Source organism: Micromonospora sp. CNZ286, from assembly GCF_014207755.1.
This window is the reverse complement of record NZ_JACHIZ010000001.1, coordinates 6,342,541-6,357,396: the sequence shown is the minus strand read 5'-3', so window position 1 is coordinate 6,357,396 and position 14,856 is coordinate 6,342,541. Positions and strand designations below refer to the sequence as shown.

The following is a 14,856-nucleotide window of genomic DNA, read 5'->3' as shown; positions in this document are numbered from 1 at the left end:
CCAGTGGCGGAGACTGTGGTGCACGTGCTGCGGCACGGCGAGGTGCACAACCCGGACGGCATCCTCTACGGCCGCCTGCCCGGGTTCCGCCTCTCCGAGCTGGGCGTGCAGATGGCCAAGGCGGCGGCGCAGGCGCTCGCCGACCGGACCGTGGTGCACGTGGTGGCCAGCCCGCTGGAGCGCGCCCAGCAGACCGCCGAGCCGATCGCGGCGCAGTTCGGTCTCTCCGTCGGCGTCGACGAGCGCCTGATCGAGAGCGCGAACTGGTTCGAGGGCAAGAAGGTCTCGCCCGGTGACGGCTCGTTCCGCGACCCGCGCAACTGGTGGGTGCTGCGCGACCCGGTGACCCCGTCCTGGGGCGAGGCGTACCGGGCCATCGCCGAGCGCATGTTCGCCGCGCTGCACGCCGCCCGGGTCGCCGCCGAGGGGCGGGAGGCGGTGCTCGTGTCGCACCAGCTCCCGATCTGGACGCTGCGCCGGCACGTCGAGCGCAAGCGCCTCTGGCACGATCCGCGCCGCCGCCAGTGCGGCCTGGCCAGCCTCACCTCGTTCCACTTCGACGGCGCCAAGATCGTCGGTATCGGGTACTCCGAGCCGGCGGCCCACCTCGTCTCGATCTCGCCGACCGCCCGGACGGCCAAGGGGGCCTGATGCTCACCCGGAGGCTCGCCGCCGCCCTGCTCGCCGCCGTCACCGCCGGTACGGTGCTGGTCGGCTGTTCCTCCGGCAGCCAGGAGAGCCGGTGCGCGGCCGACGGTTCCACAGTCACCTGCGCCCCGGACCAGCGCTCCAAGACGCCGAAGGTGAGCGGTGAGCTGCTCACCGGCGGCAGCTACGACATCTCCCGCGACCGCGGGCAGGTCGTCGTGGTCAACTTCTGGGGCTCCTGGTGTGCGCCCTGCCGCGCCGAGGCGGACGACCTGGAGGCCACCTACCAGGCCACCAAGGGCTCCGGCGTGACGTTCCTCGGCATCAACGTGCAGGACAGCAAGGACAAGGCGATCGCCTTCGAGGAGGGCCGGGTCACGTACCCGAGCATCTTCGACCCGGCCAGCCGCCAGGCGCTGAACTTCGACATCCCGCCGAACACCACCCCGGCCACGGTCGTGCTCGACCGCGAGGGCCGGATCGCCGTGGTGATCCGCCGGGCCGTCACCCGCGACGAGCTGCGGCCGATCGTCGAGGACATCGCCGCCGAGTCGCCGCCGCCGAACGGCGCCCGCTGATGGGCGAGACGTTCCGCCAGCTCGCCGAGTCCGGCCCGCTGCTGCTCGCGGTCGGCGCGGCGGCGCTGGCCGGACTGGTCAGCTTCCTGTCCCCGTGCGTGCTCCCGCTCATGCCCGGCTACCTGTCGTACGTGACCGGCTTGGCCGGCTCCGACCTGGAGGGTGCAAGGAAGGGCCCCCTTTTAACGCCTCCGGTAGAGGAAGGGCCCCTTCTTAACACCGGCGCCGCCGCCGGCAGCAGCGCGGGCAGCGCGGGCGGCTCGGGCGGCTCGGGCGGCGTGAGCGTCGCCGAGCGGGCGGCACCGCAACGGACCACCGCCGCCGTCAAGGGCCGGGTGCTCGCCGGCACGCTGCTGTTCATCGCGGGCTTCACCGTCGTGTTCGTCGCCACCGCGATCCTCTTCTCCGGCGTCGGCAAGCTCTTCTTCCGGTACGAGCGCACGCTGGAGATCGTCATCGGCGTGCTCGTGGTGGTGCTCGGCCTCGGCTACCTCGGGGTGATCCCCGGCATGCAGCGGGAGTTCCGCATCCGCTGGCTGCCCTCCGCCGGGCTGCTCGGCGCGCCGGTGCTCGGCGCGGTCTTCGCGCTCAGCTGGCTGCCCTGCACCGGCCCGACGCTCGGCGCGGTGCTCGGCATGGCGGCCACCGAGGGCGGGACCGACCGGGCGGTGGTGCTCGCCGTGGCGTACTGCCTCGGGTTGGGGATACCGTTCGTCGTCTTCGGGCTGGGCTTCCAGCGCCTGCTCGGGGTGTTCCGCGCCGTCCGGCGCAACAGCCGGTGGGTCACCCGGATCGGCGGCGCGCTGCTGATCGCGATCGGCCTGGCGCTGATCACCGGCGGCTGGGTGAACGTGGTGATCTGGTTGCAGACGAACGTGGGCGTGGGCGAGGTGAGCATCTGATGACGACCGTTGACGACAGGCCGTCGACCCCACCCGCGCAGGCGCCCCGGCGGCGGGTGAACCCGGTGCTGGCCCTGCTGCGCAACTCGTGGCGGCAGCTCACCAGCATGCGTACGGCGCTGATCCTGCTGTTCCTGCTCGCCGTCGCGGCCATCCCCGGCTCGGTGCTGCCCCAGCGCGGCGTCAACCCGGAACGCGTCAACCAGTGGTTCGTCGACCACCCCGACCTCGCGCCCCGGCTGAACCAGATCGGCGCGTTCGAGGTCTTCGGCTCGGTCTGGTTCTCCGCGATCTACCTGCTGCTGTTCACCTCGCTGATCGGCTGCATCCTGCCCCGCGCCCGCGACCACGTCCGCGCGCTGCGGATGAAGCCGCCGGCCGCGCCGAAGCGGTTCGACCGGCTGCCCCAGCACGCGGTGCTGGAGGCCCCGGCCGCCGCCGACCCCGAGGCGATCGCGGCGGTGCTGCGCCGCCGCCGGTGGCGGGTCACCGTGCGCGGCGACGAGGTCTCCGCCGAGAAGGGCTACCTCAAGGAGACCGGCAACCTGCTCTTCCACGTGTCGCTGGTCGCCGTCCTGCTCGGGGTGGCGCTCGGTTCCTGGTACGGATGGCACGGCAACCGCATCCTGGTGGCGGGCGAGGACAACGCCTTCTGCAACACCCGCCAGCAGTACGCCGAGGCGTCGCTCGGCCCGCGCGTGGACAGCTCCGACCTGCCGCCGTTCTGCCTGACGCTGGAGAAGTTCGAGGCCGACTACCTGCCGTCCGGGCTGGCGTCCCGCTACTGGGCCACGGTGACCGTGGACGAGCCGGGCGGCGCGGAACGGACCGCCGGGTTCTCGGTCAACTCGCCGCTGCGGCTCGGCTCGGCGAACGTCTACCTGCTCGGCAACGGCTACGCGCCGCTGCTGAAGTACACCGACAAGTACGGCCGCAGCCAGACCAGCGAGGCGCCGTTCCTGCGTACCGGTGACTCCAACGCGACCGAGGAGGGCGTGGCGATCTTCCCGGACGCCAACGTCGACCCGAAGACCGGCGCGCGTGCCCCGGACCAGCAGATCGCCTTCGACGGGCTCTACCTGCCGACCGCGCCGGAGAGCGCGCCGTACGTCTCGTCGCAGTACCCGGCCGAGCGGAACCCGGCGGTGAACCTGACCGCGTACCGGGGCAACCTCGGGCTGGACGCCGGCATCCCCGGCTCGGTCTACGCACTGGACCGGCGGCAGATCGACGACGGCAAGCTCAAGGATATCGGCACCAAGCTGCTGCGGCCGGGCGAGAAGTGGACCCTGGACGACGGCAGCACGCTGGAGTTCGTCGGCACCAAGCCGTACATCACGCTCGCGGTCCGGCATGCGCCCGGGCAGACGTTGCTGCTGGTGGCGAGCGGCACGCTGCTGCTGGGCCTGATGGGCTCGCTGTTCGCCCGGCGGCGCCGGGTCTGGTTCCGGGTTTCGCCCCCCGAGGGCGGATCTCCGACGAGCGGTAGTAGTTTGGTGGAGGCCGGTGGGCTGCCGCGCACCGAGCACCCTGGGTTCGCCGACGAGTTCGCGCAGCTCGTCGCCGCGGTGAGCGGCGACGCGCCGGACGCGCGGCGGGCGCGAGAAGGAGACGACTGATGTCCGCACTCTCCGACCAGCTGGTCGCGTTCGCGATCCTGGCGTACCTGATCGCGATGATCAGCCACGCGGTGGAGTTCGCGCTGGGCAACGCGCGGAAGGTGTCCGCGGCCGCGCCGGCGCGGGAGCTGGTCGGCGCGGGCGTCGGCGGAGCCGGCGGCACGGTCGACGAGCCGGCCGTCGCGGCGACGCCGCCGCGCCCGGAGCGTACCGGCGCGCGGGCCGTGCTGGCCGGCCGGATCGCCGCCTGGCTCACAGTGCTCGCCGCCGCCGTGCACCTGGGCGCCGTGGTCACCCGGGGCCTCGCCGCCGACCGGATGCCCTGGGGCAACATGTACGAGTTCGTGCTGACCGGCACCTGGATCGGTGTGGCGGCCTGGCTCGTGGTGCTCTGGAAGCAGCCGTGGCTGCGCCGGCTCGGGCTGTTCCTGACGCTGGTCATGGTGCTGCTGCTGGCGTTCGCCGAGCTGAAGCTCTACGTGCCGATCGAGCCGCTGATGCCCGCGCTGCAGTCGTGGTGGTTCATCATCCACGTCTCGACGATCATCTTCGCCTCGGGCATCTTCCTGCTGGGCGTGGTGCCCGCCGCCGCGTACCTGATGCGGTCCGGCTGGGAGCAGGGGCGGCGCAGCTTCCCGTACACCCTGGCCCGCCGCCTCCCGGAGGCGGCCGGGCTGGAGCGGCTGACCTTCATGCTGCACGCCTTCTCGTTCCCGATCTTCACCTTCGCGGTGATCGCGGGTGCGATCTGGGCCGAGGCGGCCTGGGGTCGCGCCTGGGGCTGGGATCCCAAGGAGACCTGGGCGTTCATCTCCTGGGTGGTGTACGCGGGCTACCTGCACGCACGGGCCACGCCGAGCGTGAAGCGCAACGTGGCCACCTGGATCTCCATCGTGGGCTTCCTGACCGTGATGATGAACCTGTTCGGCGTGAACTTCTTCTTCACCGGTCTGCACTCGTACGCCGGGGTGTAGTGACCGGGCGCGCGCTCAGCACCTCGTCCACCCGGCGCGTGACCTGGTAGGCCACCTCCGGCAGGTCGGCCAGTTCGAGGCGGTCCGCCCGCAGCGCGAACTGGGCGTGCAGCTCGCGGGCCACCGCGTCGCGGATCTCGGCCTGAAGCGGGCTGAGGCCGTCGGGGTCACCCACCACGTATGCGTCGTCCATCCGCCGATGATGAACCGCCGTCGGCGAAGCTGTCAGTGACGCAGAATGTAGGACTACACTTCTTAGAACTGTAGTTATAAGAAGTGTGGTGTCGGCATGCCGCTGTTGGGAAAGCCCGCAGAGATCTTCGACCGGGACGTCGAGTGGGCCGAGCTGGCCCGGTTCGTGGCCGACGACCGGCCCGGCGCGACGCTCGGCGTGGTCAGCGGCCGCCGGAGGCAGGGCAAGACCCTGCTGCTGTACCAACTGGCGCAGGCGAGCGAGGGCTTCTACTTCGGCGCGACCGAGGCGACGTCGACGGAATCGCTGCGCCGGTTGGGTGAGGCGCTGGGCGCGTACTCCGGATCACCCGGCCCCGTCCACCTGCCGGACTGGGGTGCTGCGGTCGACGCGCTGCTCGCGCTGGGACGGGAACGCCCCGTCACTGTCGTCCTCGACGAGTTCCCGTACCTGGTGCGTGCGGCCCGTGACCTGCCGTCGATCATCCAGCATGCGCTGACGCCCGGGCGTCCGGAGCGGACCGGGTCCCGGGCGCGGTTGTTGTTGTGCGGCTCGGCGCTGTCCTTCATGGGAGGACTGCTCGCCGGGTCGGCGCCGCTGCGCGGGCGGGCCGGCCTGGAGCTGCCGGTGCAGCCACTGGACTTCCGCGCCGCGGCGGCCTTCTGGCAGATCGACGACCCGCTGCTGGCGGTGCGCGTCTTCTCCGTCGTCGGCGGCACCCCCGCGTACCGCCGGGAGTACGTCCAGGACGACACCCCGGCCGGGCCGGACGACTTCGACGCGTGGATCGTGCGGACGGTCCTGAACCCGGCCCGGCCGCTGTTCCGTGAGGCCCGGTACCTGCTGGCCGAGGACCCGGACCTGCGGGACACGGCGCTGTACCACTCGGTCCTCGCCGCCGTCGCGGAGGGGAACGCCAGCCGGGGCGGCATCGCCGGCTACATCGGGCGGAAGGCCACCGACCTCCAGCACCCGCTGACCGTGCTGGAGGACGCCGGACTGCTGCTGCGCGAGCCCGACCCGCTGCGCAGCGGTCGCAGCAGCTACCGGATCACCGAGCCGTTGATCACCTTCTACCAGGCCGTGATGCGTCCGGCGTGGACGGCTCTGGAGCAGCGGCGCGGAGCCGACGTCTGGCGTCGCTCACAGCGCCGCTACGCCAGCGCGGTGCTCGGACCCAGGTTCGAGGAGATCGTGCGGCAGTGGTCGCTCCGCTTCGCCGAACCCGAGCTTCTCGGCGGGCACGTCGCCGAGGTGAGCGCGGCGACGCTGACCGACCCGGACACCCGGACGCGTCACGAACTCGACCTGGTCGCGGTGGGCGAGCCGCCACCTGGCGACGGCCCTCGCCCGTTGTTGGCGATCGGTGAGGTCAAGTGGGGTCGCCGGCTGGGCCGGGCCGACCTCCAGCGGCTGGAACGGATCCGGGCCCTGCTGGTGCGACGGCGACCCGGCTTCGACGCGGCCGGGGCACGGCTGCTGCTGGCGGGCGGCCACGGCTTCGAGGACGACCTCGTCGACGCCGCGGCCGGTCGGGCGGATGTGGTCCTGGTCGACCCGGCACTTCTCTACGGGCACTGAGCGGGCGCTCATCCGCTGAACCAGCCGGGGATGTCGAGGCGGAACACGTCGGCGGGGACCATCCGGCGCAGGTCGTCCTCGATGGCGGCGACCCGGTCCGCGCCGAGTGTGGCCGCCCAGCGGTCGCGTAACTCGTCGAAGACCACAGCCGAGCGGTGCAGGCCGTCGCGGCCCTTCGCTGTCATCCGGACCAGCTTGCGGCGGGCGTCGGCGGGGTCGTCCACGCGTTCCAGGTAGCCGAGCGCGACCAGCCGGTCCACAGTCTTGCCCGCTGCCTGCTTGGAGACGCCGAGGCGTTGCCCGAGGTCGGAGGCGGTGGTGCCGGCCGGGCCGACGGCCTGGAGGACGAAGCCGTGTGCCGGGCGCAGCTCGGGGTGCCCCTGGCGGGCCAGCTCGGCGTGCAGGTCGTCGACGAGCGTACGGAAACCGGCGAGCAGGAGCAGCGGTAGCGCGAAGCCGGGGCGGTCAGGCGTTGCCATGTTCGACAACCACGTTTACTATTCCGTCAACCACGTTGACCATCTTACGAGAGGGGCCCTGTCATGTCCCGCTTCACCGCGTACGAGCCGGACACCGCGCCCGCCGCCGCCCGCCCGGTCATGGCCGGAGTACGTCGCTCGCTGGGTCACCTGCCCGCCGCCGTGAGCCTGATGGCCGGCTCGCCCGAACTGCTCAAGGGCTTCCTCGCCGCCAACGCCGCGTTCGAGGCCACCGACCTGGACCCGGTCGCACGGGAGGTGGTCGTGCTGACGGTCGCCACCCGCAACGGCTGCCACCTCTGCGTGGCCATGCACACCGCGACGCTGGTCCGGCACGGCGCCGCGCCCGAGCTGATCGAGGCGCTGCGGACCGGTACGACGCTGCCCGACCCGCGGCTGGAGGCGCTGCGCCGGTTCACAGTCGCCGTGCTCGACCACCGGGGCGCGGTCCCCGACGCCGACCTGGACGCGCTGCTCGCCGCCGGATGGCAGGCCCGGCACGCGCTGGACGTGGTGCTCGGCGTCGGCACGTACACGATCTCCACGTTCGCCAACCGGCTCACCGAGGCGCCGCTCGACGAACCGCTGGCCGCGTACGCCTGGCAGCCCGCCGCCTGAGCTGCGGGTGTTAAGAAGGGGCCCCTCCTCTACCGGAGGCGTTAAAAGGGGGCCCGTCCTTACCTCCGCAGGAGGGTACGGGAGGATGGGCGGTATGGCGGCTCGCTTCCCGTACACCGATCTGAAGGATTTCCTCGCGGCCTTGGAGCGTGCGGGCGAGCTGCGGCGGGTGAGCGCGCCGGTCGACCCCACGCTGGAGATCAGCGAGATCGTCACCCGCACCGTCCGGGCCGGCGGGCCCGCGCTGCTGTTCGAGCGCCCCACCCGGGGTGAGATGCCGGTGGCGATCAACCTGTTCGGCACCGAGAAGCGGATGGCGATGGCTCTCGGGGTGGAGCACCTCGACGAGATCGGCGAGCGCATCGGCGACATGCTCAAGCCGGAGCTGCCGCAGGGCTTCTCCGGGATGATGGGCGGCCTGGGCAAGGTCATGCAGCTCAAGTCGATGCCGCCGAAGAAGGTCAAGACCGCGCCCTGCCAGCAGGTGGTCTACCGCGGCGACGACGTCGACCTGAACCGGCTGCCCGGGTTGCAGGTGTGGCCCGGTGACGGCGGGATCTTCCACAACTTCGGGCTGACCCACACCAAGCACCCGGAGACCGGCAAGCGCAACCTCGGGCTCTACCGGCTCCAGCAGCACTCGCACAACACCATCGGCATGCACTGGCAGATCCACAAGAACTCCACCGCGCACCACGCGGTCGCCGAGCGGCTCGGCCAGCGGCTGCCGGTGGCGATCGCGATCGGCGCGGACCCGGTGGTGGCGTACTCGGCCAGCGCGCCGCTGCCGGCCGACATCGACGAGTACCTGTTCGCCGGGTTCCTCGCCGGTGAGCGGGTCGAGATGGTGGACTGCCTGACCGTCCCGTTGCAGGTGCCGGCGCACGCGCAGATCGTGCTGGAGGGCTACATCGAGCCGGGCGAGCGCCTGCCCGAGGGGCCGTTCGGCGACCACACCGGCTTCTACACGCCGGTCGAGCCGTTCCCGGTGATGCACATCGAGTGCATGACCATGCAGCGCGACCCGGTCTACCACTCGATCGTCACGTCCCAGCCGCCCCAGGAGGACCACGGCCTCGGCAAGGCCACCGAGCGGATCTTCGCGCCGCTGCTGCGCTTCCTGATCCCGGACATCGTCGACTACGACCTGCCCGCCGCCGGTGTCTTCCACAACTGCGCGATCGTGTCGATCCGCAAGCGCTACCCGAAGCACGCGCAGAAGGTCATGAACGCGATCTGGGGCGCGCACATGATGTCGCTGACCAAGCTGATCGTGATCGTCGACGAGGACTGCGACGTGCACGACTACAACGAGGTCGCGTTCCGCGCCTTCGGCAACGTCGACTACGCCCGCGATCTGATGGTCACCGAGGGACCGGTGGACCACCTGGACCACGCCTCTTACCAGCAGTTCTGGGGTGGCAAGGCGGGCATCGACGCGACCCGCAAGCTGCCCGAGGAGGGCTACAGCCGGGGCTGGCCGGAGGAGATGCGCATGTCGCCCGAGGTGGTCTCGCTCGTCGACAAGCGCTGGAAGGAATACGGGATCTGATGACGGCGGCAGTACAGGAACGACCCGGCCGGGTCTCGTCCTTCCTCAAGCTCGTCGCCATCGAGCACTCGGTCTTCGCGTTGCCGTTCGCGTACCTGTCGGCGCTGACCGCGATGCAGCTCAACGGCGGCCGGGTGCGCTGGGGAGACCTGCTGCTGATCACCGTGGCGATGGTCGGCGCGCGGACGTTCGCGATGGCCGCGAACCGGATCCTCGACCGGCGGATCGACGCGCGGAACCCGCGTACGGCGAACCGGGAACTGGTCACCGGCGCGGTGAGCGTGCGGACGGCCTGGACCGGGGCGGCCGTCGCGCTCGTGGTGTTCCTGGCCGCCGCCGCCCTGCTCAACCCGCTCTGCCTGGTGCTCGCGCCGCTCGCCGTGGTGCCGCTCGTGGTCTACCCGTACGCCAAGCGGTTCACGAACTGGCCGCACGCCATCCTCGGGGTGGCCCAGGCGGTCGGGCCGGTCGGCGCCTGGCTGGCGGTCACCGGCACGCTCGACGGCTCCGGCCCGGCCTGGCTGCTCGGCGCCGCCGTCGGCCTGTGGATCGGCGGCTTCGACCTGATCTACGCCTGCCAGGACTCGGAGATCGACCGGGAGATCGGCGTGCACAGCGTCCCCGCCCGGTACGGCCGGCGCTTCGCGCTGCACGCCTCCACGGTCGCGCACGTGGTGACGTTCGCGCTGTTCATCTGGTTCGGCGCCTGGGTCGGCTTCGGCTGGCTGTGGTGGATCGGGCTGGCGCTCACCGCTGTCGCCTTCGCCTACCAGCACATGGTGGTCAGCCCCACCGACCTGAGCAAGGTCAACCGGGCGTTCTTCACCGCCAACGGCTTCGTCGGCATCGCGTTGTTCGTCCTCGCGCTGCTCGACCTGGTGATCCGGCTCGGCCTGCGGCCGTAGACGGCAACGCCGGGCATCGGGTCAGGACGCCGCGGCGACCGGGTAGCGGGCGCTCTCCAGCGTCCAGTCGACCGTGCCGCGCACGGCGGCGGCCAGCCCGTCGAGATGGGTGGCGACGGCGTCGTCGAGCGTCGGGCCGAACGACGGCGCCACCGCCAGGAGCGCTGCGAACCGGTCCATCTCGGCCCGCCAGTGCCCCGCGACCAGGTCGACCGCCGCCGGCAGCGGCACGCCCCGCTCGGCCGCCGTCGCCAGCACCAGGTTGTGCCCGCCGCCGGTGGCCCGGTCGCGCTCCAGCGAGGCGATGTCGTTGAACCAGGACAGCAGGTCGTTGGCGAGGCCGGCGAGCCGCCGCAGTGCCGGATGGTGGTAGACCGCGTCGGGCAGCGGACGCCCGGACGCGAACTCGATCAGCGGGTACGACACGTACGCCGCCGACGTGGCCCGGCGCAGCCGTACGTACTCGGCGACGCCCGGTGGGCGGCCGGACGTGGTGGCGGTGGCCTCCCGGTGGACCCCGTCGAGGTGGTCGGCGACCGCGTCGGCGAAGCGCAGCCGCCACCGGGCCGGCATCCGGCGGCGGGGCTCGCGCCACGCCTGCACCAGCAGCCGGCGCAGCGGGCCGGAGAAGCCCGGGTGGCGGGCACGCGGGCCCTCGCGCAGCAGGGCGAGCGCGCCGTCACGCAACGCGCGGATCTGCGCCGGGGTGAGGCCGTCCCGCCCGTCGCAGGCGTCGTCGACGAGGAAGAACCAGGTGAACAGTGTGGTCAGCACGCGCAGGTCGGGCTCGGTGGCGTCCGGATAGAGGCGCCCGGCGTACCGGGCGAAGCCGGCCCGCGCCAGCCGTTGCCGGGTGGCCGGGTCAGCCGGCAGACCGAGCCGGTCGACCTGCGCCACCAGCCAGGCCTGCACGTCGTCGGCGTACGGGGAGAGGCGGGGCGGGATGGGGCAGTCGGAGCGGAGCGCCCGCAGCACCGCCGCCGTCATCACCGGCCCCTCCGTGGAAGTGGATCGCCGATCGAAGAATTTCATGCCGCGGGACGTTCCGTGAACCCTCTGGACATCCCGGGCGGGGCGGCCGAAAGGGGGTCGCCGCCCGCCGTCCGCGGCGACCAGGCACGCTTGAGGCATGCGCGAACCATGGGTGGTGGGTGTCTCCGGGGCGTCCGGGACGCCGTACGCGGCGGCTGTCGTCCGGGGCCTGCTCGACGCCGGCCAGGCGGTGGACCTGATCGTCTCCCGGGCGGCCCGGCTGACGGTGCTGGACGAGACCGGCCGGCCCTTCCGGGACGCGCACTGGGCCGAGGACCTGGCCGCCTGGCTCGACCGCGACCTCACCGGCGCGGACCTGCGGCACTGGCCCGCCGGTGACCTGGCCGCCGGCCCGAGCAGCGGCTCCTACCCGGTACGCGGCATGGCGGTGGTGCCCGCCAGCACCGCCGCGTGCGCCGGCATCGCCATCGGGCTCTCCAAGGATCTGCTCCAGCGCGCCGCCGAGGTGAACCTCAAGGAGCGCCGCCCGGTGGTCGTGGTGCCCCGGGAGACGCCGGTGACCCGCAGTCACCTGGAACATCTCATCGCGCTGCACGACGCCGGCGCGGTGGTGCTGCCGGCCAGTCCGGGCTTCTACGGCGCCGGGGCGGCGGCGTCCGCCGGGCAGCTCGTGGACTTCGTGGCCGGGAAGGTGCTCGACGCGCTCGGTGTCGAGCACACGCTGTTCCGGCGGTGGTCCGGCGAGCTGGCAGCCGGCCGCCGGGAGGCGGACCCGGACTGACGGTCCCGGTTGCCGACGTACGGGGCGCGGCCCTCGGCCGGACCGCGCCCCGTACGTTCAGTACATGCCGGCGTTCGCCGGTCCGGGGCCGGTGGAAGCGGTCGGGCCCATGTTGCGGGCCTTGCCCATGTCCTCCGCCTCGTCCAGCATGCCCTCCCCCTCGAGCAGGGCCCGCACCTCGGATTCCCGAAACCGGCGGTGCCCTCCTGGAGTCCGGATACTGCCGATCCGGCCGGCCGCTGCCCATCTGGTCACGGTCTTCGGGTCCACCCGAAACAGCGCAGCGACCTCACCCGGTGTCAGCAGGCGATCTCCAGTGTCCACAGCCCCCTCCTCGCGTCGACGAAGCCCCCGGCTGAACACACTGCCCCCGGCCGGTGCGAGCCCAGAGCCGTCATGAGGGACGTATGGCAATTACAGCACCGGCTACCGGACGTGTCCGCCAAACGCGAAAAACGCACACACTGGGAAGGTTAGGAAATGGTACAGGCGGAGAACCCCCGTGATCGTACGTTTGTGAAGGGTTGATCCACGGGTACCGACAGTGTTCCGTGGTCGCCGAACGGATAGGGTCACTCTCCGTGGACACGATCGACCTGAGCCTCGTGGAGTTGTTGCGAGGCAACGCCCGTCTGTCGTACGCCGAGCTGGCCCGTCAGGTCGGCCTCTCCGCCCCGGCCGTGCACGAGCGGGTCGGCAAGCTGGAGTCCAGCGGCGTGATCCGGGCGTACCGGGCCGAGGTCGAGCCGGAGTCGATCGGGCTCGGCGTCACCGCGCTCATCGGCATCATCGAGGACTCCGACGCCGACACCGACGAGGTGCTGGAGGCGTTCCGCCGCATCCCCGAGATCGAGTCCTGCTACTTCATGGCCGGCGTCGAGTCCTTCCTGCTCAAGGCGCGAGTCGGCACGATCGCCGAGCTGGAGCAGCTGATCGTCCGGCTGAACCGGACGGCGGGTGTGGCGTCCACCCGTACCAGCATCGCCCTGTCGACCAAGTGGGAGAACCGCCCGCAGCCGCTGGAACCGCCCACCGCCTGACGCTTCTGGCCCCGGGCCGGGGGTTGCGGTTACCGTGCGCCGATGACGAGCTCGGTGCGGGGTGCCGCCGTGGTCACAGGTGCGGCCGGCGGGCTGGGGCGGGCCATCGCCGCCGCGCTGCACGCCGACGGGTGGAACGTGCTGCTCACCGACGTGGACGCCGGGGCCGTGGCGGCTGCCGCCGCGCCGCTGGGTGGCTGGTCCCGCCCGCTCGACGTACGCGACGAGTCCGCCTGCGCGGAGGTCGCCGCCGAGGCGGCGGCCGCGCCCGGCGGCCTCGGGCTCTGGGTGAACAACGCGGGCATCCTGGTGACCGGCCCGTCGTGGGGACACGACGCCCCGACCCGCCGCGCGGTGGTCGAGGTCAACGCGCTCGGCGCGATCAACGGAACGCTCGCCGCCGTCGAGGTGATGCGCGAACAGGGCCGCGGCCACGTGCTCAACGTCGTCTCGCTGGCCGGGCTGATCGCCGCGCCCGGCGAGACGGTGTACGCGGCCAGCAAGCACGCCCTGCTCGCGTTCAGCCTCGGCACTCTGAGCGACCTGCGGATGGCGGGCGTCCGGGGCGTACACGTGTCGTGCCTGTGCCCGGACGGGATCTGGACGCCGATGCTGCACGACAAGCTGGACGACCCGGGAGCGCTGGCGTCCTTCACCGGCTCGCTGCTCACGCCGGAGCGGGTGGCCGCGCGGGCCGTCCGGCTGGCCCGGCGGCCCCGGCCGGTGGTCAGCCTGCCGCGTTGGCGACGACTCCTGGACGCCTTCCCCCGGCTCGCCCTGGCCCTCACGCCGGTGATCCGGGCCACCGGGCGGGCCGGTCAGCGGCGGCAGGCCCGCCGGGTCCGGGAGAACCCGAGCCCACCTCGCTTGTAACGTTGCCGACGTGACTCATCTCGACCGGTGCGACGAGGCCAGCCGGCGCTGGGTGACCGAGGCCATCGCCACGGTCGAGGCGGACGCCAACCGCTCCGCCGACACCCACCTGCTGCCCTTCCCGCTGCCCCGCGAGTGGGGGATCGACCTTTACCTCAAGGACGAGTCGGTGCACCCCACCGGCTCGCTGAAGCACCGGCTGGCCCGCTCGCTGTTCCTCTACGGGCTCTGCAACGGCTGGATCGGCCCGGACACCACGATCGTCGAGGCGTCATCAGGCTCGACGGCTGTCTCCGAGGCGTACTTCGCCCGGATGCTCGGGCTGCCGTTCATCGCTGTCATGCCCGCCTCCACGTCGCCGGAGAAGATCGCCCAGATCGAGTTCCAGGGCGGACGCTGCCACCTGGTGGACGACCCGTCGAAGGTCGTGGTGGAGGCGCGCTGGCTCGCCGAGGACAGCGGCGGCCGGTTCATGGACCAGTTCACGTACGCCGAGCGGGCCACCGACTGGCGGGGCAACAACAACATCGCCGAGTCGATCTACGCCCAGCTCGCGCTGGAACGGCACCCGGTGCCCGCCTGGATCGTGGTCGGCGCCGGCACCGGCGGCACCAGCGCCACCATCGGCCGCTACGCCCGGTATCGCCGGCTGCCCACCAAGCTCTGCGTGGTGGACCCGGAGAACTCCGCGTTCTACCCCGCCTGGCAGGCCGGTGACTGGTCGGTACGCACCGACCGCGGATCCCGGATCGAGGGCATCGGGCGGCCCACGGTCGAGGCGTCCTTCCTGCCCAGCGTGGTGGACCGGATGGTGCAGGTGCCGGACGCCGCGTCGCTCGCCGCGATGCGGGCCGGCTCGGCGGTGCTCGGCCGCCGCGTGGGCGGCTCCACCGGCACCAACCTGTGGGGCGCGTTCGGGCTGATCGCGCAGATGCGCGCCGCCGGACGTACCGGCTCGGTGGTCACGCTGATCTGCGATCCGGGCGACCGGTACGTCGACACCTACTACTCCGACGAGTGGGTGGCCGCCCAGGGCCTCGACCTCGCCCCGCACCTCGCCACCATCGACCGGTTCCTGACCGACGCCACCTGGCCGGCTGCCTGAGCCCGACCCCGGCCG

At 72.2% G+C, this 14,856-nt stretch carries 17 protein-coding genes; 13 read left to right on the top strand and 4 right to left on the bottom strand.

Annotated elements, in window-relative coordinates:
* Window positions 1-3 precede the first annotated feature (3 nt).
* Genes FHX31_RS28455 through ccsB form a run of 5 tightly spaced genes read left to right on the top strand, consistent with a single transcriptional unit; the run spans window position 4 to window position 4,721 of the window.
* Window positions 4-651 (top strand): histidine phosphatase family protein, encoded by a 648-nt coding sequence (locus FHX31_RS28455; protein ID WP_013283542.1) that lies wholly within the window; start codon window positions 4-6, stop codon window positions 649-651.
* Window positions 651-1,226 (top strand): TlpA family protein disulfide reductase, encoded by a 576-nt coding sequence (locus tag FHX31_RS28450; RefSeq protein ID WP_047891622.1) that lies wholly within the window; start codon window positions 651-653, stop codon window positions 1,224-1,226. The genes FHX31_RS28455 and FHX31_RS28450 overlap by 1 nt, the downstream gene beginning before the upstream one ends.
* The gene (locus tag FHX31_RS28445) at window positions 1,226-2,128 is read left to right on the top strand and encodes a cytochrome c biogenesis CcdA family protein (protein WP_184977485.1); all 903 of its coding nucleotides are present in this window, start codon (window positions 1,226-1,228) and stop codon (window positions 2,126-2,128) included. Before FHX31_RS28450 ends, FHX31_RS28445 begins: the two co-directional genes overlap by 1 nt.
* Window positions 2,128-3,747, top strand: coding sequence for a cytochrome c biogenesis protein ResB (resB, locus tag FHX31_RS28440; protein WP_184977484.1), 1,620 nt, complete (start codon window positions 2,128-2,130; stop codon window positions 3,745-3,747). The genes FHX31_RS28445 and resB overlap by 1 nt, the downstream gene beginning before the upstream one ends.
* The gene (ccsB, locus tag FHX31_RS28435; RefSeq protein WP_184977483.1) at window positions 3,747-4,721 is read left to right on the top strand and encodes a c-type cytochrome biogenesis protein CcsB; all 975 of its coding nucleotides are present in this window, start codon (window positions 3,747-3,749) and stop codon (window positions 4,719-4,721) included. The genes resB and ccsB overlap by 1 nt, the downstream gene beginning before the upstream one ends.
* On the opposite strand, the gene FHX31_RS28430 is transcribed toward ccsB, so the two are convergent.
* Window positions 4,690-4,914 (bottom strand): hypothetical protein, encoded by a 225-nt coding sequence (locus tag FHX31_RS28430; RefSeq protein ID WP_013283547.1) that lies wholly within the window; start codon window positions 4,912-4,914, stop codon window positions 4,690-4,692. The two genes, ccsB and FHX31_RS28430, sit on opposite strands and share 32 nt — an antisense overlap.
* A gap of 96 nt (window positions 4,915-5,010) precedes the next feature.
* Between FHX31_RS28430 and FHX31_RS28425 the strand changes: the two genes are divergently transcribed.
* On the top strand, window positions 5,011-6,495 hold the full coding sequence (locus FHX31_RS28425; protein WP_184977482.1) for an ATP-binding protein: 1,485 nt from the start codon (window positions 5,011-5,013) through the stop codon (window positions 6,493-6,495).
* Window positions 6,496-6,503: 8 nt separating this feature from the next.
* Here the strand turns inward: FHX31_RS28425 and FHX31_RS28420 are convergent, their stop codons facing one another.
* Entirely contained in the window at window positions 6,504-6,974 is a 471-nt protein-coding gene (locus tag FHX31_RS28420) for a MarR family winged helix-turn-helix transcriptional regulator (RefSeq protein WP_114919282.1), read from the bottom strand.
* A gap of 63 nt (window positions 6,975-7,037) precedes the next feature.
* Between FHX31_RS28420 and FHX31_RS28415 the strand changes: the two genes are divergently transcribed.
* From FHX31_RS28415 to mqnP, 3 genes are all read left to right on the top strand, one after another.
* The gene (locus FHX31_RS28415) at window positions 7,038-7,592 is read left to right on the top strand and encodes a carboxymuconolactone decarboxylase family protein (RefSeq protein WP_151013749.1); all 555 of its coding nucleotides are present in this window, start codon (window positions 7,038-7,040) and stop codon (window positions 7,590-7,592) included.
* A 94-nt stretch (window positions 7,593-7,686) separates the two neighbouring features.
* Complete coding sequence (locus tag FHX31_RS28410; protein ID WP_030273542.1) at window positions 7,687-9,144, top strand: menaquinone biosynthesis decarboxylase; 1,458 nt, start codon at window positions 7,687-7,689, stop codon at window positions 9,142-9,144.
* Window positions 9,144-10,049 carry a menaquinone biosynthesis prenyltransferase MqnP gene (mqnP, locus tag FHX31_RS28405; protein WP_013283552.1) on the top strand — a complete coding sequence of 302 codons (906 nt, stop codon included), beginning with the start codon at window positions 9,144-9,146 and terminating at the stop codon, window positions 10,047-10,049. Before FHX31_RS28410 ends, mqnP begins: the two co-directional genes overlap by 1 nt.
* 21 nt (window positions 10,050-10,070) lie before the next feature.
* Here the strand turns inward: mqnP and FHX31_RS28400 are convergent, their stop codons facing one another.
* A complete protein-coding gene (locus FHX31_RS28400; protein ID WP_184977866.1) occupies window positions 10,071-11,036 on the bottom strand; it encodes a terpene synthase family protein in 966 nt (321 codons plus the stop codon).
* Window positions 11,037-11,178: 142 nt separating this feature from the next.
* Between FHX31_RS28400 and FHX31_RS28395 the strand changes: the two genes are divergently transcribed.
* Complete coding sequence (locus FHX31_RS28395) at window positions 11,179-11,823, top strand: UbiX family flavin prenyltransferase (protein ID WP_047891631.1); 645 nt, start codon at window positions 11,179-11,181, stop codon at window positions 11,821-11,823.
* Between the two features lie 57 nt (window positions 11,824-11,880).
* Here the strand turns inward: FHX31_RS28395 and FHX31_RS28390 are convergent, their stop codons facing one another.
* Window positions 11,881-12,147: a BldC family transcriptional regulator gene (locus tag FHX31_RS28390; protein ID WP_013473529.1), complete on the bottom strand. Its 267-nt coding sequence runs from the start codon at window positions 12,145-12,147 to the stop codon at window positions 11,881-11,883.
* A 257-nt stretch (window positions 12,148-12,404) separates the two neighbouring features.
* Here FHX31_RS28390 and FHX31_RS28385 point away from each other — a divergent pair, with 257 nt between their 5' ends.
* Genes FHX31_RS28385 through cds1 form a run of 3 tightly spaced genes read left to right on the top strand, consistent with a single transcriptional unit; the run spans window position 12,405 to window position 14,841 of the window.
* A complete protein-coding gene (locus FHX31_RS28385) occupies window positions 12,405-12,863 on the top strand; it encodes an Lrp/AsnC family transcriptional regulator (RefSeq protein ID WP_013283556.1) in 459 nt (152 codons plus the stop codon).
* Window positions 12,864-12,905: 42 nt separating this feature from the next.
* Window positions 12,906-13,736: an SDR family oxidoreductase gene (locus FHX31_RS28380; protein ID WP_184977481.1), complete on the top strand. Its 831-nt coding sequence runs from the start codon at window positions 12,906-12,908 to the stop codon at window positions 13,734-13,736.
* A 10-nt stretch (window positions 13,737-13,746) separates the two neighbouring features.
* A complete protein-coding gene (cds1, locus tag FHX31_RS28375; RefSeq protein WP_013473531.1) occupies window positions 13,747-14,841 on the top strand; it encodes an L-cysteine desulfhydrase Cds1 in 1,095 nt (364 codons plus the stop codon).
* Window positions 14,842-14,856 lie beyond the last annotated feature (15 nt).

Coding starts and splice junctions, on each gene's coding strand:
- FHX31_RS28445 (WP_184977485.1), top strand. CDS start 1,226: ATGGGCGAGACGTTCCGCCAGCTCGCCGAGTCCGGCCCGCTGCTGCTC.
- FHX31_RS28410 (WP_030273542.1), top strand. CDS start 7,687: ATGGCGGCTCGCTTCCCGTACACCGATCTGAAGGATTTCCTCGCGGCC.
- FHX31_RS28415 (WP_151013749.1), top strand. CDS start 7,038: ATGTCCCGCTTCACCGCGTACGAGCCGGACACCGCGCCCGCCGCCGCC.
- mqnP (WP_013283552.1), top strand. CDS start 9,144: ATGACGGCGGCAGTACAGGAACGACCCGGCCGGGTCTCGTCCTTCCTC.
- FHX31_RS28425 (WP_184977482.1), top strand. CDS start 5,011: ATGCCGCTGTTGGGAAAGCCCGCAGAGATCTTCGACCGGGACGTCGAG.
- ccsB (WP_184977483.1), top strand. CDS start 3,747: ATGTCCGCACTCTCCGACCAGCTGGTCGCGTTCGCGATCCTGGCGTAC.
- FHX31_RS28395 (WP_047891631.1), top strand. CDS start 11,179: ATGCGCGAACCATGGGTGGTGGGTGTCTCCGGGGCGTCCGGGACGCCG.
- FHX31_RS28380 (WP_184977481.1), top strand. CDS start 12,906: ATGACGAGCTCGGTGCGGGGTGCCGCCGTGGTCACAGGTGCGGCCGGC.
- resB (WP_184977484.1), top strand. CDS start 2,128: ATGACGACCGTTGACGACAGGCCGTCGACCCCACCCGCGCAGGCGCCC.
- FHX31_RS28430 (WP_013283547.1), bottom strand. CDS start 4,914: ATGGACGACGCATACGTGGTGGGTGACCCCGACGGCCTCAGCCCGCTT.
- FHX31_RS28420 (WP_114919282.1), bottom strand. CDS start 6,974: ATGGCAACGCCTGACCGCCCCGGCTTCGCGCTACCGCTGCTCCTGCTC.
- FHX31_RS28400 (WP_184977866.1), bottom strand. CDS start 11,036: ATGACGGCGGCGGTGCTGCGGGCGCTCCGCTCCGACTGCCCCATCCCG.
- FHX31_RS28450 (WP_047891622.1), top strand. CDS start 651: ATGCTCACCCGGAGGCTCGCCGCCGCCCTGCTCGCCGCCGTCACCGCC.